Origin of the sequence: Nesterenkonia sp. F, from assembly GCF_000220985.1 — a bacterium.
Lineage (GTDB): Bacteria > Actinomycetota > Actinomycetes > Actinomycetales > Micrococcaceae > Nesterenkonia.
In genome coordinates, this window is the sequence record NZ_AFRW01000123.1 from 22,187 (window position 1) to 40,659 (window position 18,473).

The 18,473-nt window shown below is 70.3% G+C and carries 17 protein-coding genes and 1 pseudogene; 2 read left to right on the forward strand and 16 right to left on the reverse strand.

Annotated elements, in window-relative coordinates:
• Window positions 1-20: 20 nt before the first annotated feature.
• Window positions 21-1,982 carry a hypothetical protein gene (locus tag GU5_RS16485; RefSeq protein ID WP_010525763.1) on the reverse strand — a complete coding sequence of 654 codons (1,962 nt, stop codon included), beginning with the start codon at window positions 1,980-1,982 and terminating at the stop codon, window positions 21-23.
• Window positions 1,983-2,275: 293 nt separating this feature from the next.
• On the opposite strand from GU5_RS16485, the gene GU5_RS0111730 reads away from it, so the two are divergent.
• Window positions 2,276-3,628, forward strand: coding sequence for an AI-2E family transporter (locus tag GU5_RS0111730; RefSeq protein ID WP_010525764.1), 1,353 nt, complete (start codon window positions 2,276-2,278; stop codon window positions 3,626-3,628).
• A 23-nt stretch (window positions 3,629-3,651) separates the two neighbouring features.
• On the opposite strand, the gene GU5_RS0111735 is transcribed toward GU5_RS0111730, so the two are convergent.
• Window positions 3,652-3,966 carry a hypothetical protein gene (locus tag GU5_RS0111735; protein WP_029514249.1) on the reverse strand — a complete coding sequence of 105 codons (315 nt, stop codon included), beginning with the start codon at window positions 3,964-3,966 and terminating at the stop codon, window positions 3,652-3,654.
• A 37-nt stretch (window positions 3,967-4,003) separates the two neighbouring features.
• Between GU5_RS0111735 and nucS the strand changes: the two genes are divergently transcribed.
• Window positions 4,004-4,696 (forward strand): endonuclease NucS, encoded by a 693-nt coding sequence (gene nucS, locus GU5_RS0111740; RefSeq protein ID WP_010525766.1) that lies wholly within the window; start codon window positions 4,004-4,006, stop codon window positions 4,694-4,696.
• Window positions 4,697-4,824: 128 nt separating this feature from the next.
• On the opposite strand, the pseudogene GU5_RS16875 reads toward nucS, so the two are convergent.
• From GU5_RS16875 to rho, 14 genes and pseudogenes are all read right to left on the reverse strand, one after another.
• Window positions 4,825-5,092: pseudogene (locus GU5_RS16875) on the reverse strand (F0F1 ATP synthase subunit epsilon).
• An 84-nt stretch (window positions 5,093-5,176) separates the two neighbouring features.
• Entirely contained in the window at window positions 5,177-6,637 is a 1,461-nt protein-coding gene (atpD, locus tag GU5_RS0111745) for a F0F1 ATP synthase subunit beta (protein ID WP_010525767.1), read from the reverse strand.
• Between the two features lie 75 nt (window positions 6,638-6,712).
• A complete protein-coding gene (locus GU5_RS0111750) occupies window positions 6,713-7,606 on the reverse strand; it encodes a F0F1 ATP synthase subunit gamma (protein ID WP_010525768.1) in 894 nt (297 codons plus the stop codon).
• A gap of 96 nt (window positions 7,607-7,702) precedes the next feature.
• Entirely contained in the window at window positions 7,703-9,331 is a 1,629-nt protein-coding gene (gene atpA / locus GU5_RS0111755) for a F0F1 ATP synthase subunit alpha (RefSeq protein ID WP_010525769.1), read from the reverse strand.
• A gap of 136 nt (window positions 9,332-9,467) precedes the next feature.
• Window positions 9,468-10,277: a F0F1 ATP synthase subunit delta gene (locus GU5_RS0111760; protein ID WP_010525770.1), complete on the reverse strand. Its 810-nt coding sequence runs from the start codon at window positions 10,275-10,277 to the stop codon at window positions 9,468-9,470.
• The gene (locus tag GU5_RS0111765; RefSeq protein ID WP_010525771.1) at window positions 10,277-10,840 is read right to left on the reverse strand and encodes a F0F1 ATP synthase subunit B; all 564 of its coding nucleotides are present in this window, start codon (window positions 10,838-10,840) and stop codon (window positions 10,277-10,279) included. Before GU5_RS0111765 ends, GU5_RS0111760 begins: the two co-directional genes overlap by 1 nt.
• An 84-nt stretch (window positions 10,841-10,924) precedes the next feature.
• Entirely contained in the window at window positions 10,925-11,128 is a 204-nt protein-coding gene (locus tag GU5_RS0111770; protein ID WP_010525772.1) for an ATP synthase F0 subunit C, read from the reverse strand.
• A gap of 133 nt (window positions 11,129-11,261) precedes the next feature.
• Entirely contained in the window at window positions 11,262-12,074 is an 813-nt protein-coding gene (gene atpB / locus GU5_RS0111775) for a F0F1 ATP synthase subunit A (RefSeq protein WP_010525773.1), read from the reverse strand.
• A 357-nt stretch (window positions 12,075-12,431) separates the two neighbouring features.
• Window positions 12,432-12,872, reverse strand: coding sequence for a hypothetical protein (locus GU5_RS16490; protein ID WP_010525774.1), 441 nt, complete (start codon window positions 12,870-12,872; stop codon window positions 12,432-12,434).
• Window positions 12,869-14,107 (reverse strand): MraY family glycosyltransferase, encoded by a 1,239-nt coding sequence (locus tag GU5_RS0111785; RefSeq protein WP_010525775.1) that lies wholly within the window; start codon window positions 14,105-14,107, stop codon window positions 12,869-12,871. Before GU5_RS0111785 ends, GU5_RS16490 begins: the two co-directional genes overlap by 4 nt.
• 18 nt (window positions 14,108-14,125) lie before the next feature.
• Window positions 14,126-14,800 carry an L-threonylcarbamoyladenylate synthase gene (locus tag GU5_RS0111790; protein ID WP_010525776.1) on the reverse strand — a complete coding sequence of 225 codons (675 nt, stop codon included), beginning with the start codon at window positions 14,798-14,800 and terminating at the stop codon, window positions 14,126-14,128.
• Window positions 14,797-15,738: a peptide chain release factor N(5)-glutamine methyltransferase gene (gene prmC, locus GU5_RS0111795; protein WP_010525777.1), complete on the reverse strand. Its 942-nt coding sequence runs from the start codon at window positions 15,736-15,738 to the stop codon at window positions 14,797-14,799. The genes GU5_RS0111790 and prmC overlap by 4 nt, the downstream gene beginning before the upstream one ends.
• A complete protein-coding gene (gene prfA / locus GU5_RS0111800; protein WP_033228239.1) occupies window positions 15,735-16,844 on the reverse strand; it encodes a peptide chain release factor 1 in 1,110 nt (369 codons plus the stop codon). The genes prmC and prfA overlap by 4 nt, the downstream gene beginning before the upstream one ends.
• A 132-nt stretch (window positions 16,845-16,976) precedes the next feature.
• Window positions 16,977-18,473: transcription termination factor Rho (gene rho, locus GU5_RS0111805; RefSeq protein ID WP_010525779.1), on the reverse strand; the 1,497-nt coding region annotated here is incomplete at its 5' end.

Here is an 18,473-nt window from a genome sequence, read left to right on the forward strand (position 1 = left end):
CCGACCGGGCGCCGTGCGCCTCAGTCGTGGATGGTCACATCACTCACGATAGTATCCACGCCCAACACAGACATATCCTGCTCCTCGTCCGCGGGGATGTGCAGGATCATCCCCTCGCGGCTGATCACGTCGGCATCGGCGTCGGTGGAGCTGGTGCCGGCGATGTCGGCGGCCACCGGGGAGTCGAAGTTCACCTCGGCCCCCTCCTCGGGACGGAGCTGCATGGTCGAGTCGAAGCTGCCCACCGCGATCGCGGAGCCGTCCGGCAGACGCAGGGCAGTCAGGTCCGACACCAGCGGTCGGGTGTAGTCGACCTCCACGTCCTCGGCGTTCTCGGCGACCTCCTCCTCGTAGGCGTGCAGGTCCTCGATGTACGCGTTGTCGGCGACATAGTTGCCGAAGTAGTACTCCTCGTTGTTGAGGTAGACCGCGGTGTGGATCAGCGAATGCTCGGGCGAGAAGGCCGCGGCGTCCTCGTCGGGGCCGATCGGCGACACCCCGCCCTCCTCGACGCCGATGGCCGGGAACTCGGCGCCGGGCATCATCGTCACCGCCTGGCGCACCTTGTAGTTGCTGCGCGCCGTGTGCTGCTCCAGCGCCAGCACCTGGTTGGTCTCGGAGTCCTCGGAGGTGGTGATGGCCACCGCCTGCCGCGGGAACTCGCTCGAGGAGGTCACCGCCGCGGCGAGGATCTCGGTGCCGATCGGCTCCGGCGCCGGCTCGGAATCGTCGATCTCCTGATTCCGATAGGTCAGCTTGCGCATGTCGTAGGCGTTGCCCCCGAAGCGCGTCATCAGCTGCTCGGGGTCGCCTGCCTCGTCGCCGGCCGCCGCGGCCTCGGAGATCTCGCCGAGGATGCGCTCGAGCTGGCTGTGCAGCAGCACCGAGTACTCTCCCTCGGACGCTGCGGGCTCCTCCTCGCCGGACTCCGCGGACTCGGCCGAGGCGCTCGATGAGCCGCTCGGCTCCGCGGAGCTCGCGGCGAGGACGCCGTCGGCGCCCGGCACCGCCGGAGCGAGGGCGACGGCGACCGCGGCGAGCGTGCCCACCGCCGGCCGCCGGGTCCACCACGTACGACGGCCGTGGCCGTCGGCGTCCTCCTCCGAATCCTCGCCGGGACTGTCTCCGGCCTGGTCCTCGGTCTGGTCCTCGGTCTGCTCCTCGGCAACCGGCACAGCGGTCTCCTCCGTCTCGTGATGCGTCTCGGAATGCGTCTCAGGCTCCGCCTCGGGGTCGGTCTCGAGCTCCTGCTGCTCGTCGTGGAGCCCTTCGCCCGCGGCGGTCTCCTCGCCACGGCCTGCAGCCCCGGCGGCCCCGGCAGACTCTGCGGCGTCCTCCCGGCGCGCCTCGCGATCCTCGCCGCGCCGCCGGCGGTCCCGGGCCAGCGCCCGGTAGAAGAGCGCCAGGGCCAGCAGGATGAGCACGGCGCCGACCACGATCAGCACCACCGGGATGGTCTGGTCGTGCTCCTGCGCGACCGAGACCTCGACGTCGGTCGGCGCGGCCTGTTCGCCGTCGCGGAAGATCAGCAGCGCCCAGTCGCCCGAATCGTCAGGCACGGACCAGCGATACTGCAGAGGACCCTCGGCCTGCTCCTCGGCGGCCCAGAGATCGGAGCCGGAGGGGTCCGGGACGGTCGATTCGCCGTCGACGTGCTCGCCGACCATCTGCGGCGCCTCGTCCTCGCCGCCCTCCTCGAGCCCGGTGATGCGGTTGTGCGCGGCATCCCCGATCCACGCCTCGACGTCGCCCTCGCGGGCCAGCGCCAGCGAATACTCGCCCTCGGCGTCGACGGTCAGATCCTCCCGGCCCGCCGCGGGATCGACGACGCCGTCGGTGACCACGGTCAGCGGCGCCTCCTCCAGCGAGGCGGACTCGGCCACGACGGAGTCCTCGGGAGCCCAGACGGTGAGCTGACCGATGCCCGCGCCGAGCGCGACGAGCCCCAGGAGGAGGGAGAGCAGGGAGGAGAGGATTCGCACAGGTCGTGTGTCCTTCGATGAGACGGGGCGGAGACGAGTCGGGAGACGCCGGGGCGCCCTCCTACGGCGCCGGCTCCGCGGTCCCGTGACGGGGCCGCGCCGGACACGCACGGACTGACTGTCTCAGATGAACAGAGACCCCAGGATATCGCGAGATAACGATCTGGTCACACTCTCGCTTCACTCCGGAGATCTCTGCAGGTCAGCTTCGCTCGCGCGGACGCAGCACACCCTCCGGGCGCGCCCCGCCCATGCTTCTCGGCCTCGACGGCGCCAGTGGCTAGGGTGGTGTCGTGGATTCCCTGCGACGAGGGCGACGCCGCATCGCCCGCCTGACGGCCCCGCTGCGCTCCCGGTTCGCGTCCGGGCGCGCGGCCCGCGCCCGGGCCGCCGACCGACGCCCGCGCTATGACGCCCACGGGCTCCCCGTCGTCGAGGAGACTCCGACCGAGGCGCACAGCGCGCCGCACCCCGGGCTCGACGGGGCCCCGGACGTCGTCGCACCCGCCTCCGGCTCGGAACGCGCCGAGGCCGAGGGCGGCGGCGACGCGGCGGCCGGGGCCGGGGCCGGGGCCGGGGCCGGGGCCACCGTCCACCATTCCACCGCCGGCGTGCTGGCACGCCCCATCTACACCGGCTTCATGTTCACCGTCGGTGTGGGCCTGGCGCTGCTGCTGTTCTACATCGGCCAGTCCAACACCCAGCTGCTGATCTGGATCGGCGCGGCCCTGTTCATCGCCCTCGGCCTCGACCCGATCGTCCGCGGACTGGAGCGGCTCGGCCCGCCGCGGCCGATGAGCGTGGCGATCACCATGCTCGGCTTCGTCGGCGTGCTGGCCGGCTTCCTCGCCGCCGTGATCCCCGTGGCGACCCGGCAGATGTCGACCTTCGCCCAGTCGGTGCCGGAGCTCATCGACGACATCTCGTCCTCGGACTGGTTCCGCCGCCTCGACGAGACGCTGGGCCTGCAGGATATCGTCGACCGCGAGCTCAGCCGCTTCGTCGCCGACCCGACGGCGGTGACCGATGCGCTCGGCGGGATCTTCGGCGTCGGTGCGGCCGTGCTGACCACCGGCGTCGGCCTCCTCGTGGTGCTGGTGCTGGCCCTGTACTTCCTGGCCTCGTTGCCGACGATGAAGGCCTGGGCCTATCGGCTCGCACCCGCCTCGCGGCGGCCCCGTCTGCAGCATCTCGGCGACCGGATCCTCGATGGCGTCGGCCAGTACGTCATCGGACAGGCCTGCGTGGCCGTGCTCAACGGTCTGGTGGCCTTCGTGGCGATCCGCCTCGCCGAAGTCCCCTTCGGGGCGCTGCTCGCCGTCGTCGTCGGCATCCTGGCCTTCATCCCGCTGGTCGGCGGGGTCACCGGCGGCGTGCTGGTCACGCTGATCGCGCTCACCGTGGACTGGCAGACGGCGCTGACCTTCGCCGTCGTCTACTTCATCTATCTGCAGATCGAGGCCTACTTCGTCTCGCCGCGCATCATGTCCCGGGCCGTACGCATCCCCGCTGCGGTGGCGGTGATCTCGGTGATCGCCGGGGGCGCGCTGCTGGGGATCCTCGGCGCACTGATGGCCATCCCGCTGGCTGCGGCGGTGATGCTGGTCATGCGCGAGGTGCTGATCCTCCACCAGGATCGACGGTAGCTCCAGGACGCCCCGGGGACGTCCTAGCCGATGCGCCAGCAGTGCGGGTGCCAGTGGCGGCGCTCGGAGACGGCATGCTCGTCGCCGAGGATGAAGTCCGCCCGCCAGGCGACGACGTGCGGAGTCCCCGGCGGGATCGGCAGATGGCACCCCGGGCAGATGTATTCTTTCGTCGCCCCGGACGCTGTGATCCGCCGCACGTGATACTCGCCGTCGCGACGACGCACTGTGCCGCCCTCGACCCCTCCGGGCATCGTCAGCCCCGGATTCAGCGGGCGGTGGCCCTGCTGCCACTTCGATCCCCGCCGGCGCCCCGGCTTCCCCGCTCCTCTCGCCATGTCGGCCATTCTTCCAGAACCGGTAGGATCGTGGACTGTGCGACTGGTGATTGCGACATGCTCAGTGACCTACACGGGGCGGCTGACCGCCCACCTGGCCCAGGCGACGCGCCTGCTGATGGTCAAGGCCGACGGCTCGGTGCTGGTCCACTCCGACGGCGGCTCCTACAAGCCGCTGAACTGGATGTCTCCCCCGGCGACGATGCGCGTCGGCGAGCCCGAGCCCGATGAGGTCTCCGCAGGGGTGACCGAGGTCTGGACGGTGCAGGCGACCAAGAGCGACGACACCCTGCGCATCGCGATCTTCACGCTCCATCACGACTCCTCCCACGAGCTCGGCACCGACCCGGGCCTGGTCAAGGACGGCGTCGAGTCCGATCTGCAGCGGCTGCTCGCCGAGCAGATCGAACGCCTCGGACACGGCCATGCGCTGATCCGTCGCGAGCACCCCACTCCCATCGGCCCGGTGGACATCCTCGCCAGGGGTCCCGAAGGGCACGTGGCGGTGGAGCTGAAGCGCCGCGGAGACATCGACGGCGTCGAGCAGCTCACCCGCTACCTGGAGCTGCTCAACCGCGATCCGCTCCTCTCGCCCGTCGAGGGCGTCTTCGCCGCGCAGCAGATCAAGCCCCAGGCGCGCACGCTGGCCGAGGACCGCGGCATCCGGTGCGTGGTGCTCGACTACGACGAGATGCGCGGCCTCGACGACGCCGACTCCCGGCTGTTCTGAGGGTCCGCGGCTCCGCGCACGACGACGGCCCCGAGCCCGTCTCCGCGCAGGAGACGAGGCTCGGGGCCGTCGTGCGTGTGAAGTGAGTGGAGTTCCTCGCCGCCGGCCGGTCTTCCGGCCGGCGCGGATCAGTCCGAGACCAGCTGGGCGTCGTCGGCCACGATGGTCACCCGGTCGGAGTCGACCGACGAAGAACCCGCCGTTGACCTGGGCCCGCACCGGAGCGCCGTCCACCGGCTCGATGACCAGCTCTCCGGAGTCCAGCAGCGCCAGCACCGGAGTGTGGCCCGGCAGGATCCCCATGTCTCCGTCGGTCGTGCGGCCGCGGATCGCCGTGGCGGCTCCGGACCACACCGCGTGGTCGTGCGCGACGACCTCGACGTCGAGTTCAGCCATGCCCTGTTTCCTTCCTCAGCAAGCGGGCGGCGGGGCCCCCGTCGACGACGCCGAGGCGTCGTCGACGGGGCCGACGCAGTGTGGTCAGGAGTTCTTCTTGAGCTCCGCGTACTTCTGCTCGACGTCCTCGAGGCCGCCGACGTTGTAGAACGCCTGCTCCGGCACGTGATCCAGATCGCCGTTGCAGATGGCGTTGAAGCCCTCGATGGTGTCCTTGATCGGGACGGTCGAGCCCTCGATGCCGGTGAACTGGATCGCGGTGTAGGTGTTCTGCGACAGGAACTGCTCGATGCGACGGGCGCGCGAGACGGTGACCTTGTCCTCCTCGGACAGCTCGTCCACACCGAGGATCGCGATGATGTCCTGCAGCTCCTTGTTCTTCTGCAGGATCGCCTTCACGCGGGTCGCGGTCTGGTAGTGCTCGTCGCCGATGTACTGCGGGTCCATGATCCGCGACGTCGACGTCAGCGGGTCCACGGCGGGGTACAGACCGCGGGAGGCGATCGCACGGGAGAGCTCCGTGGTCGCGTCCAGGTGGGCGAAGACGTTCGCCGGCGCCGGGTCGGTGTAGTCGTCGGCGGGGACGTAGACGGCCTGCATCGAGGTGATGGAGTGGCCGCGGGTGGAGGTGATGCGCTCCTGCAGCACGCCCATCTCGTCGGCGAGGTTCGGCTGGTAGCCCACCGCCGAGGGCATGCGGCCCAGCAGCGTGGAGACCTCCATGCCGGCCTGCGAGAACCGGAAGATGTTGTCGATGAAGAGCAGCACGTCCTGGTTCTGCACGTCGCGGAAGTACTCCGCCATGGTCAGCGCCGACAGCGCCACGCGCAGGCGCGTTCCGGGCGGCTCGTCCATCTGGCCGTAGACCAGCGCGGTGTCCTTCAGCACGTCCGACTCGGCCATCTCGACCCAGAGGTCGTTGCCCTCGCGGGTCCGCTCGCCGACGCCGGCGAAGACCGAGGTGCCTCCGAAGTTGCGGGCCACACGGGTGATCATCTCCTGGATGAGGACCGTCTTGCCCACGCCGGCGCCGCCGAAGAGGCCGATCTTGCCGCCGGAGATGTAGGGGGTCAGCAGGTCGATGACCTTGATGCCGGTCTCCAGCATCTCGGTCGAGCCCTCCAGCGTCGCGAAGTTCGGGGGCTCGCGGTGGATGGGCCAGTGCTCGGTGACCTCCAGCTCGGAGGTCGGGATGTCCAGAGTCTCGCCCAGGACGTTGAAGACGTGACCCTTGACCCCGTCGCCGACGGGAACGGTGATCGCGGCACCGGTGTCCTGCACCGGAGTGCCGCGGACCAGGCCGTCGGTGGCCTGCACGGCGATGGCGCGCACCAGGTTGTCGCCCAGGTGCTGCGAGGTCTCGAAGGTGACCGTGCGGGTCTGGCCGTTCGTGGTGATCTCGGTGGTCAGGGCGTTGTACAGCTCCGGGATCGCGTCGGACGGGAACTCGACGTCGACGACCGGACCGATCACACGTGCGATGCGACCGGTCGCGCCCGGCTGAACGGCTCCGGAGGAGCCCTGTTCGGTCGTGGTGGCAGTCATCTCTCTCACTTCACTTGATCTTGGATGATGTCGGAACGTGGTCTGCGTGGTCTCCGGCGACTCCGGAGACGGCCGCTAGCTGGCGGACAGCGCCTCGGCGCCGCCGATGAGCTCGGTGAGCTCCTGGGTGATCTCGGCCTGGCGGGCGTTGTTGCGCAGCAGCGTGTACTTCCGGATGAGCTCGTCGGCATTGTCCGCTGCCGACTTCATCGCACGCTGGCGGGCGGCCAGCTCGGAGGCGGCGGCCTCGAGCATCGCGGCGAAGATCCTCGACTCCACGTAGCGCGGCAGCAGCGCGTCGAGCACCGCCTCGGGGCCGGGCTCGAACTCGTAGAGCGGCAGCGGGTCCTCGCCGGACCCCGGCTGCTGCTCGACGAAGGCCAGCGGCAGCAGGCGCTTGACCACCGGCTCCTGCCTGATCATCGACTGGAACTCGGTGTGCACCACGTAGAGCTCGTCGACGCCGCCGGCGTCGGTGCCGCGCGAGAACCGGTCGATCAGCGCGTCGCCGATCTCCCGAGCGGTGTACACCTCCGGCGCGTCGGTCTTGCCGGTCCAGACCTTGTCGTACTCCCGCTCGCGGAAGTCGAAGTAGGCCTGCGCCTTGCGGCCGTAGAGGTACGGGCGGACCTCCTTGCCCTCGCCCTGCAGCTTGGCGATGAGCGACTCGGCGCGCTTGAGCACGTTCGTCGAGTAGGCGCCGGCCAGGCCGCGGTCCGAGGCCATGATGAGCACTGCGGCGCGCTGCGGGTTCTCCGCCTTCTGCGTGAGCACGTGCTCGACGTCGTCCTGCGAGGCGACGGCCGACACCGCACGGGTGATGGCCTCCGCGTACGGCAGCGAGGCCTGCACCCGCTCGCGCGCCTTGCCGATGCGCGAGGTCGCGATCAGCTCCATCGCCTTGAAGATCTTCTTCATCGACGACGTCGATGCGATCTTCTCGCGGTAGACCCGGATCTGGGCTCCCATGCTTGTCCTTCCCTGAGATGGTCGGCTCCGTCGGCGCCGTCACCGCCCGGCAGGGCGGGGCGACGGCGCCGACGGCGACGAGAGGTCGAGTCGGCCTCAGCGCTGCTGAGTCCCGATCTCCTCCTGGTTGATCTCGTCCTCGGACAGCGGCTCGGCGTGCTCGGTGAACACCTGCTTGCCGGTCGACGACTGGAACGTCGGCTTGAAGGCCTCCATGGCCTCGTTCAGCGCGTTGATCTGGTCGTCGCCCCAGGCGCCGCTCTCGGCGATGGTGGTCAGCACCGAGCTGTGCCGGCGCAGGTGGTCGATCCACTCGGTCTCGAAGCGCTGCACGTCGGACGTGTCGACCTCGTCGAGGTGGCCCTGCGCGCCGGCCCAGATGGAGGCCACCTGCTCCTCGACCGGGTACGGGGTGTACTGGGCCTGCTTGAGCAGCTCCATGAGCCGCTCGCCGCGGACCAGCTGCTGGCGGGTGGCGGGGTCGAGGTCCGAGGCGAACATCGAGAAGGCCTGCATCTCGCGGAACTGGGCCAGGTCCAGCTTCAGCGTGCCGGCGACCTTCTTCATGGCCTTGACCTGCGCCGAGCCGCCGACGCGGGACACCGAGATGCCGACGTCGACTGCGGGCCGCTGGTTGGCATTGAAGAGGTCCGACTGCAGGAAGATCTGGCCGTCGGTGATGGAGATGACGTTGGTCGGGATGTAGGCCGAGACGTCGTTCGCCTTGGTCTCGACGATCGGCAGGCCGGTCATCGAGCCGCCGCCCATCTCGTCGGAGAGCTTGGCGCAGCGCTCCAGCAGGCGGGAGTGCAGGTAGAACACGTCGCCCGGGAAGGCCTCGCGTCCCGGCGGACGGCGGAGCAGCAGCGAGACCGAGCGGTAGGCCTCGGCCTGCTTGGTCAGGTCGTCGAAGACGATCAGCACGTGCTTGCCGCCGTACATCCAGTGCTGGCCGATCGCCGAGCCGGCGAACGGAGCCAGGTACTTGAAGCCGGCCGGGTCGGACGCCGGGGAGGCCACGATCGTGGTGTACTCCAGCGCGCCCTGATCCGCCAGGGTCTGACGGACCGAGGCGATGGTGGAGGCCTTCTGGCCGACTGCGACGTAGATGCAGCGCACCTGCTTGTCAGGATCGCCGGAGTCCCAGTTCGCCTTCTGGTTGAGGATCGCGTCGACGCCGATCGCAGTCTTGCCGGTCTGGCGGTCACCGATGATCAGCTGGCGCTGGCCGCGGCCGATCGGGATCATCGCGTCGATGGCCTTCAGACCGGTCTGGAGCGGCTCCCCGACCGACTGGCGCTGCACGACCGTCGGAGCCTGGAGCTCCAGCTCGCGGCGCCCCTCCGGGGTGATCTCGCCCTTGTCGTCGATGGGCTGGCCCACCGGGTCCACGACGCGGCCGAGGAACTCGTCGCCCACCGGGATGGACAGGACCTCTCCGGTCCGGCGGACCTCCTGGCCCTCCTCGATGCCCTCGAAGTCGCCGAGGACGACGGTGCCGATCTCCCGGGTGTCCAGGTTCTGGGCCAGGCCCAGGGTGCCGTCCTCGAAGCGAAGAAGTTCGTTGGCCATGGTCGAGGGCAGTCCCTCGACGCGGGCGATGCCGTCGGCCGCGGAGATCACGCGTCCCACTTCGACGCGCTCGGCGCTGCCGGGCTCGTAGGACGCTGCGAACTCGTTCAAAGCATTGCGGACGTCGTCGGCGTTGATGGTCAAGTCGGCCATCTGCAGTCCCTGCTCTCCTGTGTCATGGCCGCGGCTGCGGCCGGAATGGTTCAAAGTGTCACGTCTGGCGGCGTGGACGACCTCTCGGGCCGACCGCCGCGAAGCGCGAGTGAGCCGATGCCGGAGGTCCCGGCGCTCAGCCTGCCAGTCTCCGCTGCAGGTCGTCGACCTTCGCCGAGATCGTCGAATCGACGACCTCGTCGCCGACCTGCACCCGGATGCCGCCGACCACGTCGGGATCGACGACGACGTCGAGCTTCAGCTCCCGACCGAAGTACCGGTCGAGGCTCGCACGCAGCCGCTCGCGGCGGTCGGCGTCGAGCTCCTGGGCCACGGTGACCCGGGCGATCCAGCGGCTCTGGCGTGCGGCCACCTGCTCGGTGAACCGCTCGACCAGCGCCTCGGGGCGCAGTCCGCGCGGCGCGACGACGGCCCGGTCGATCAGCAGCCGTGCCTCGGCGTTTGCATCCGGAGAGAGTCGCGACGCCAGAGTCCTCAGCGCCTTCGCGCCGGCCTGCGGCTCGGTCAGCGCCCGCTGCACCTCGTGCGAGGACCCCACCGTCCGGCGGAAGGCCAGCAGCTGGGTCTCCAGCTGCTCGAGCCCGTCGATCCCCTCCGCCTCGGCCTGCTGCGCCACCACGGTCACCGCCAGAGTCTCGACGGAGTCGGCGAGGTCCCGGTCCCGGCTGAACCGCTTCGAGACCAGGGCCTCGAGCAGGGCCAGCGTCGTCGGAGCGACCTTCTCGCCGAAGAGTCCGCGCACCACGGAGGCCCGCTCATCGGGCTCCCGAGCCGGGTCGGTCAGGCTGCGTCGCAGCGCCGAGGAGGAGTCGAGCACGTCCACCGCGCCGAAGAGCTCCTCGGCCACGGTCAGGTCCGCGGACTCGACCGCCCGGGCCTGCTCCTGCAGCACCGCCGCCAGGGATTCGCTGGTCACCGCGGCCATTACTGGGCAGCCTCCGTCCGACTCTGGTCCGTCTGCTCGGCGTCGAGGTCAGCCAGGAAGCGGTCGACCACGCGCTGGGAGCGGGAGTCGTCGTCCAGCGCCTCGCCGACGATGCGACCGGCCAGCTGGGTGGCCAGGGTGCCGACGTCCTGCCGCAGCGACGCGAAGGCCTGCTGCCGCTCGGCGGCGATCTGCTGCTGAGCCTGCTCGGTGATGCGCGCGGCCTCGGCCGCCGCCTTCTCCTTGTGCTCGGCGACGATCTGAGCGCCCTCGGCGCGGGCCTCCTCGCGGAGACGGCTCGCCTCGGCGTGCGCGTCGGCCAGGCTCTGCTCATAGCGAGCCTTCATGGCCTCGGCCTCGGCCTGGGCCTCCTCCGCCTTGTTCAGGCCGCCCTCGATGGCCTCGACCCGCTGCTGGTAGGTCTTCTCGAAGGCCGGCACGATGAACTTCACCACGACGATCATCAGCACGATGAAGCCGAGGCCGGTGGCGAGGATCTCCCAGGGGTTGGGAACCAGCGGGCTCGCCTCGCCGGCGGCGTGGAGCACGTCTGCGCTGATCATGTGTTCACCCATTTCCTTGATCTGTGGTCCTGAGGGTCACGAGAGTCGCGGCGAGGAGCTCGACGCGACGTCATCCGGGACCGGTCAGAGGACGAAGGCGAAGACCAGAGCCAGAACGAAGACTGCCTCGGCCAGTGCGAAGCCCAGCAGGGCGATCGGCTGCAGGATGCGCTGAGCCTCGGGCTGACGGGCCACACCGTTGATGTAGGCCGCGAAGACCAGGCCGATGCCGATGGCCGCACCGGTGCCGGCGAGGCCCATGCCGATCATGTTCAGGTTTCCGTCCATGTCCTTGTGCTCTCTTTCTGTGATGTCGCCGGGGCGGGCCCCGGCGGCTTGCGGGATGGGGTGACGCTCCGCGCCGCGCGTGGAGTGCGTCGCTTCCGGAGGGAGGCCCTCCGTGAGTCTGGGGGTCGCCGCCTCAGTGGGCCTCGGCCTCGAGGGCTCCCTGCAGGTAGACGGCGGTGAGCAGCGTGAAGACGAAGGCCTGCAGGATCATCATCGCCAGCTCGAGGAAGTACATCGGGATGAAGCCCAGCAGCACCAGCACGCCGGTGGCGTTCATGGCCAGCGACTCCTGCTGGGTGATGAGGAACTCCGCGCCGGAGCCGACCAGCATCACGATGACGTGGCCGGCCAGCATGACCGCCATCAGACGCAGCGAGTGCGTCACCGGGCGGATGATGAAGTTCGACAGGATCTCCAGCGGGACCAGCAGGATCAGCAGCGGCTTCGGGACGCCGGAGGGCACTGCGACGAGCTTCACGTAGCGCAGCCCGTACTTCTGGAAGCCGACTCCGACCCAGAGGATCCAGACGATGCCGGCCATCGCGTAGGCTGCGCCGACGTGCGAGAAGCTGGGCAGCTGCAGCAGCGGGATCGCGCCGAAGAGGTTGTTGACCAGGATGAAGAAGAAGATGCCGAAGAGCAGCGGCACCCAGGTCATGAAGTGCTTCTCGCCGATGACGTCGCGGCCCATCGTGTTGCGCACGAAGCCGTAGCCGGACTCGGCCAGCCACTGGAGGCGCGAGGGCACCAGGGCCCGCTTGCGGATGGCGGCGGAGAAGAACCACCAGATGAGCACGATCGACAGCACGATCATCAGCATCTGCTTGCCGAAGCCGGTCCCCCATTCGGCCATCCACGGCAGGATCTCCGGAAGGTGGGTCTCTTCGAGGGTCGGCGGGGTGAAGCCGCCCTCATTGTCGGCGGCTGCGAGCGCAAGCGAGTGCAACGCTGGTCCTCTCTGCGGTGTCCGTCATCGGGCACGTGCCCCGGGCATCGGCGAGCCGGGAGGGGACTCCGTCTCGCGGTGGTCTGGTGCGCAGTGCGGGATCTCCTCCGGTGCACGCACGTGAGCATGCCTGCACACAGCGTCGAGCTCTGCCTGTCAGGACTGATCGTCGTCGTGCGGTGGGCCGGGAAGCATCCATCGCCGTGGCGCGGTCATCGGTCAGCCTATCAAATGACGAGGGTCACGCAGCGACCGCGCCGGAAGCGCAGGTCCAACTGTACTACACGCTGTAGAAATCCTGGGCGCGAGCTGGAGCCGCGACGGTCGTCGCCGACTCCGCGGGCGCGGGTCGGACCATCAGTCCGACTCCGGGTCGACGGTGACGCGCATCCCCAGGAACGCACGGATCTCGGCGATCTGCCAGCCGACGACGACCACGGCGGCGGTGACCGCCGCCCAGCCGGGGCGCACCCAGTCCGGGGCCGCGGCCTGCTGCGCCAGCAGCACCAGGCCGATGACTTTGATGACGAAGGCCGCGAGGAACAGCGGGACGGTCAGCCGCGGGACCCGTCGTTCGGCCAGGTCGATGAGGGCCAGACTCGTCGCGGAGAGCACCAGCACCGCCGCTCCACCGGACAGCGCGCTGAGTGCGGCCTCGTCCCCGGCGACCAGCAGCCCCAGCACCGCCGCGAATCCGGTGATCGCCGCACCGGCGACGACGGCGGCGACCAGCACCGGCCGCCAACCGGTGCCGCGCACCACGGCCCTGCGGCGCCCCGCTCCCGAGGTCGGGGTCATCGCTCCTCCTCCGAGGCGTCGAAGTCATCGACGTCGTCGACCTCGGCGAGGTCGGCGCGGTCGGCGCGGTCGGCGCGGTCGGCGCGGGCCGCCCCGCGACGCCGCCGCAGACCGGCGACGGCGGCCTCACGGTTCGTCCGCCGCGCGCGCCGCTGCAGCCACGGGCCCAGCGTCAGCACGCTGGCCAGCCCCAGCGAGAGGATCATCGCCGCGCTGACGAGCCACCACGGCAGGAAGTTGAAGGACACCGCGCCGAAGGCGAAGAGCCCCGACCACAGGTGCAGCAGCAGCACCGCCTGAGGATGCGAATAGCCCTCGTCGATGAGCTTGTGGTGCAGATGCCCGCGGTCCGGGCTGAACGGCGAGGCGCCGCGGGCGGTGCGCCGGATGACCGCCAGCGCGAGGTCGAGCACCGGCAGCAGGATCACCGCCAACGGCAGCAGGACCGGCATATAGGCCGGGATGTTGCGGAACCGGAAGCCCTCGGCGAGCTGGCCGACGTCGGAGGTCACCGCCACCGCGCCGGCCGCCATCACCAGGCCCAGCAGCATCGCGCCGGTGTCGCCCATGATGATCCGGGCCGGGTGGAAGTTGTGCGGCAGGAAGCCCAGGCAGGCGCCGACGAGCACCGCCATCAGCAGCGTGACCAGATTCGAGGCGTCGAACTCGTTGATCGACAGCGTCAGCAGATAGCTGTAGATGAAGAACGCGCCGCCGCCGAGCGCCGCGACGCCGGCGGCCAGCCCGTCGAGGCCGTCGATGAAGTTGAAGGCGTTGATGGTCAGCACCACCAGGAAGACCGTCAGGCCCGCCTGCACCGGTGCGTCGCCGACCCCCAGCCAGCCGACCGGCATGACCTCCAGGCGCATGCCGTGGGCGACGAGCACCACGCCCGAGGCGATCTGCCCCAGCAGCTTCAGCGCCCAATGGATGTCCCAGGCGTCGTCGGCCAGGCCGACCACCAGGATGATGATCATCGCCAGGAAGACGCCGCGGACCGGGGTGAGGTCGGCGAAGATCCCGCTGAGATACGGGATCGCCGAGGCCGCGGCGAGCCCGACCACCATGCCGACGAACATCGCCGCCCCGCCCCAGCGCGGCATCTGCCCCCGGTGCATGTCGCGCGTGCGCACCGGCGTGTAGACGCCCAGGTGCAGCGCGATGCGGCGGACCGGCGGGGTGAGGGCATAGGTCACCACCGCTGAGATGGTGAGGACGACGAGGAAGTAGATCATGCTGCGGTGTCGCGGCGCTCAGCCTTCGTCGTCGGCGGTCTGCGGGCCGCGGACTTCGCCGGCGACCGCCTGCAGCTCGGCCAGGCTCACCGCGCCGTCGCGGACGACCTGCGGGGCCGAGAGCGTGCAGTCGACGATGGTCGAGGGGCGCGTGGTGCTCCGCTCGCCGTCGTCGAGGTAGACGCTGACCGCCTCGCCGAGCATCTGCTCCGCCTCGGCCGCCGTCGTCGCCGCGGGCAGCGAGGTGCGGTTGGCCGAGGAGACGGCCATCGGCCCCACCTGTCCCAGCAGGTCCAGGGCGAGGTCGTCGGCGGGCATCCGCAGGGCCACGGTCCCTCGGGTCTCCCCGAGGTCCCAGGCCAGCGACGGCTGCGCGGGCAGGATGAGGGTCAGCGCGCCGGGCCAGAAGGCCTCGGCCAGGCGCCGGGCGGTCTCGGGCACCTCGTCGGCCAGCGCGCCCATCACCGCCGTCGAGCCGATCAGGACCGGCGGCGGCATGGTGCGGTTGCGTCCCTTGGCGGCGAGCAGGATGCTCACCGCCTGCGGCGAGAAGGCGTCCACCCCGATGCCGTAGACGGTGTCGGTCGGCAGCACGACGCACTCGCCGTGCTGGACGGCCTCCTGGGCCGCGGCCAGGCCGGCGGAACGGGCGCCGGGATCGAGACAGTCGACGATATGGCTCACGCGCGTCATTCTTCCATGGTCGTGGTGGTGTTCTCGGACATCGAGGACCGCCGCGCGGCGCTGGTGGCCCGATCACGGCCGGTCAGGTCCTGGTGGGTGCGCACCGCCGTCAGCCGGGGGTGCGCCGTGCAGCGGGCGGCCAGCGGCTCGGCCTGCTCCTCGGCGTGCTCCATGATGAACCAGCCGCCGTCGCGCAGCAGCATCGCCGCGACCTCGACGACCTGATGCGGCAGCGACAGCCCGTCCTGGCCTCCGCCGTAGAGGGCGACCTCGGGATCATGCTCGCGGACCTCGGTTTCGACGGGGACCATCGAGGCCGGGATGTAGGGCGGATTGGAGACGACGACGTCGGCGGTCTCCGCCCAGTCCTCGGGCAGGTCGCGGAGGTCGGTGCGGTGCAGGTGCACCCCGAGCGGCTCGAGGTTCAGCGCGGCCCAGGCCGCCGCCTCGGCGGAGACTTCCACGGCGTGGACCTCGGCGCCGGGAAGCTCGGCGGCCACGGCCGCGGCCAGCGCTCCGGATCCGGTGCCCAGGTCGAGCACGCGCAGCCCGGCGCCGTCGCCCGCCCCGTTCTCCGCGGCGAGACGGTGCAGGCGGTCCAGAGCGATCTGAGCGACCTGCTCGGTCTCCGGCCGCGGGACGAAGACCCCCGGGCCGACGCGCAGCTGAAGGTCGCGGAACGGGGCGACGCCGGTCAGATGCTGCAGCGGCACCCGACGAACCCGCTCGGCGACCAGCTGGTCGAACCGCTCGGCCGCCGTCGCCTCGAACCGGGCGCCGCTCAGCACCAGGGCCGCGGCCCGGCCGCGCGAGACGCCGAGGACGTGGGCGGCCAGCAGCTCGGCGTCCACCCGCGGCGAGGGCACCCCGGCCTCGGCCAGCCGCGCCGTCGCCGCACGCATCAGCTCCTCGAGATCGGGCCCGGGGCCGGACATGCTGTCGCTCACGAGGCCGTCGACTCCGCTCCGGATCCCCCACCCGAGTCCGCCAGCGCAGCGAGACGCTCCTGCTCGTCGAGCTGGATGCAGGACTGCACGACCGCCTCCAGATCGCCGCCCATCACCGTGTCGAGGTTGTAGGCCTTGTATCCGGTCCGGTGATCGACGATCCGGTTCTCCGGGAAGTTGTAGGTCCGGATCCGTTCGGAACGGTCCATCGTGCGCACCTGCGAGGCGCGCGCGGCGGCATTCTCGGCGTCGATCTCCTCCTGTTGGTGGGCCAGCAGCCGGGACCGCAGCACCCGCATGGCCGCCTCCCGGTTCTGCAGCTGGGACTTCTCGTTCTGCATCGCCACCACGAACCCGGTGGGCAGATGGGTGATCCGCACCGCCGAATCCGTGGTGTTGACCGACTGTCCGCCCGGTCCCGAGGAGCGGTAGACGTCGATCTTCAGATCGTTCGGGTGGAGCTCGATCTCCTCGGGCTCGTCGACCTCGGGCATCACCAGAACAGCCGCTGCCGAGGTGTGGATCCTCCCCTGAGACTCGGTCTCCGGGACGCGCTGGACGCGATGGACCCCGCCCTCATACTTCAGGTGGGCGTGGACGCCCTGGGCCGGATCGTTCGTCGACGAGCGGACCGAGAGCTGGACGTCCTTCACCCCGCCCAGGTCCGAGGGCGTGGAGGAGAGCACTTCGGTCTTCCACCCCTTGGACTCCGCGTAGCGGGTGTACATCCGCAGCAGGTCGCCGGCGAAGAGCGCGGCCTCGTCGCCGCCGGCACCGCCCTTGATCTCGACGATGACGTCGCGGGCGTCGTTCTCGTCGCGCGGGATGAGCATGCGCAGCAGCCGGTCGGCGGCCTGCTCGTGCTCGACGGCCAGCCGCTCGGCCTCCTCGGCGAAGTCCGGCTCCTCGGCGGCGAGCTCGCGCGCGGCGGCGAGGTCCTCCTCCGCCCGGGACCAGCGACGATGTGCCTCGACGACGCCGTTCAGCCGGGCGTAGCGACGGCCCAGCCGACGGGCCAGCGCCTGATCGGCGTGGACGTCGGGATCGGCGAGGCGCTCCTGCAGCTCGGCATGCTCGGCGAGGAGCGCGTCGGCGGAGGCGAGCATGCTCTCGGTCAGCGAGGCGTCGGGGCTGGACATGACGGGGACCTTCTTCAGCGTGGTGGACGGGCGGCGGGGCGCGGGACGGCTTCGGCCCGGGACGCCTCGTGCGTCCCGGGCCGAGGCGGACCTGCGGCGCTAGTCCTTCTTGTCGCCGAGGGTCGTCTTGTTGGCCAGCAGGAGGAACTCCGCGTTGGACTTCGTCTCCTTGAGCTTGTTGATGAGCAGCTCCAGGCCCTGCTGCTGCTCCAGTCCGGAGAGGACCCGGCGCAGCTTCCACATGATCTTGATCTCCTCCGGGGAGAGCAGGTTCTCCTCGCGGCGGGTGGAGGACGCGTTGACGTCCACCGCCGGGAAGATGCGCCGGTCGGCCAGGTGCCGCGACAGGCGCAGCTCCATGTTGCCGGTGCCCTTGAACTCCTCGAAGATGACCTCGTCCATCCGCGAGCCGGTCTCGACCAGCGCGGTGGCCAGGATCGTCAGCGAGCCGCCGTTCTCGATGTTGCGGGCCGCGCCGAAGAAGCGCTTCGGCGGGTACAGCGCGTTGGCGTCCACACCGCCGGAGAGGATCCGGCCCGAGGCCGGCGCGGCGGTGTTGTAGGCCCGGCCCAGCCGGGTCATCGAGTCGAGCAGCACCACGACGTCCTTGCCCATCTCGACCAGGCGCTTGGCCCGTTCGATGGCCAGCTCAGCGACCGTGGTGTGGTCGTCGGCCGGACGGTCGAACGTCGAGGCGATGACCTCGCCGTCGACGGTCCGCTGCATGTCGGTGACCTCTTCGGGCCGCTCGTCGACGAGCACCATCATCAGGTGCACCTCGGGGTTGTTCGTCTTGATGGCCCGAGCCAGGGCCTGCAGGATCAGCGTCTTGCCGGCCTTGGGCGGCGAGACGATGAGGCCGCGCTGGCCCTTGCCGATCGGCGAGACGAGGTCGATGACGCGGTTGCCGACCTCCTTGGGGTCGTTCTCCAGCCGCAGGCGCTCCTGCGGGTAGAGCGGCACCAGCTTGCCGAAGTCCACACGACCATCGTTCTGATCGGCCGGACGGCCGTTGACCGACTCCAGCTTCACCAGCGGGTTGAACTTCTTGTTCTTGCCGGAGTTGCTCTCCCCGTCGCGGGGGGCCCGGATGTAGCCGTGGACGGCGTCGCCCTTGCGCAGGTGATGGCGCTTGACCTGGTTCAGCGAGACGTAGACGTCGTTCTGGCCGGGCAGGTACCCGGAGGTGCGGACGAACGCATAGTTGTCCAGCACATCCAGGATGCCGGCGACCGGCAGCAGGACGTCGTCCTCGGTCAGCTCGGTGTCGTCGACCTCCGGGTTGTTCCGGCCCTTGCGCCGGTTCCCTCGATCATTGCGGTTGCGGTTGCGCCGGCTGCGGCGTCCGTCGTCGTCGTTGCCGCGACCGCCGCCGTCGTTCTTCGGGCCATTCTTCGGCCCGTTGTTCTGGCCGTTGTTCTGGCCGTTGTTCTGGCCGTTGTTGTTCCGACCGCCGCGACCGCCGTCGCCCTTCTGGTTCTGCTGGTTCTGCTGGTTCTGCTGGTTCTGCTGGTTCTGCTGGTTCTGCTGGTTCTGCTGGCCGCCGCCGTCATTCTGATCGTCGCTCCGGCCACGGTTGCGGCGGTGCTTATTGCC

What these genes read in the sequence shown, in the direction of transcription:
- GU5_RS0111735 (WP_029514249.1), bottom strand. Translation starts at nt 3,966, where the DNA reads ATGGCGAGAGGAGCGGGGAAGCCGGGGCGCCGGCGGGGATCGAAGTGG.
- atpD (WP_010525767.1), bottom strand. Translation starts at nt 6,637, where the DNA reads ATGACTGCCACCACGACCGAACAGGGCTCCTCCGGAGCCGTTCAGCCG.
- GU5_RS0111750 (WP_010525768.1), bottom strand. Translation starts at nt 7,606, where the DNA reads ATGGGAGCCCAGATCCGGGTCTACCGCGAGAAGATCGCATCGACGTCG.
- atpA (WP_010525769.1), bottom strand. Translation starts at nt 9,331, where the DNA reads ATGGCCGACTTGACCATCAACGCCGACGACGTCCGCAATGCTTTGAAC.
- GU5_RS0111760 (WP_010525770.1), bottom strand. Translation starts at nt 10,277, where the DNA reads ATGGCCGCGGTGACCAGCGAATCCCTGGCGGCGGTGCTGCAGGAGCAG.
- GU5_RS0111765 (WP_010525771.1), bottom strand. Translation starts at nt 10,840, where the DNA reads ATGATCAGCGCAGACGTGCTCCACGCCGCCGGCGAGGCGAGCCCGCTG.
- GU5_RS0111770 (WP_010525772.1), bottom strand. Translation starts at nt 11,128, where the DNA reads ATGGACGGAAACCTGAACATGATCGGCATGGGCCTCGCCGGCACCGGT.
- GU5_RS16490 (WP_010525774.1), bottom strand. Translation starts at nt 12,872, where the DNA reads ATGACCCCGACCTCGGGAGCGGGGCGCCGCAGGGCCGTGGTGCGCGGC.
- GU5_RS0111785 (WP_010525775.1), bottom strand. Translation starts at nt 14,107, where the DNA reads ATGATCTACTTCCTCGTCGTCCTCACCATCTCAGCGGTGGTGACCTAT.
- GU5_RS0111790 (WP_010525776.1), bottom strand. Translation starts at nt 14,800, where the DNA reads ATGACGCGCGTGAGCCATATCGTCGACTGTCTCGATCCCGGCGCCCGT.
- prfA (WP_033228239.1), bottom strand. Translation starts at nt 16,844, where the DNA reads ATGCTCGCCTCCGCCGACGCGCTCCTCGCCGAGCATGCCGAGCTGCAG.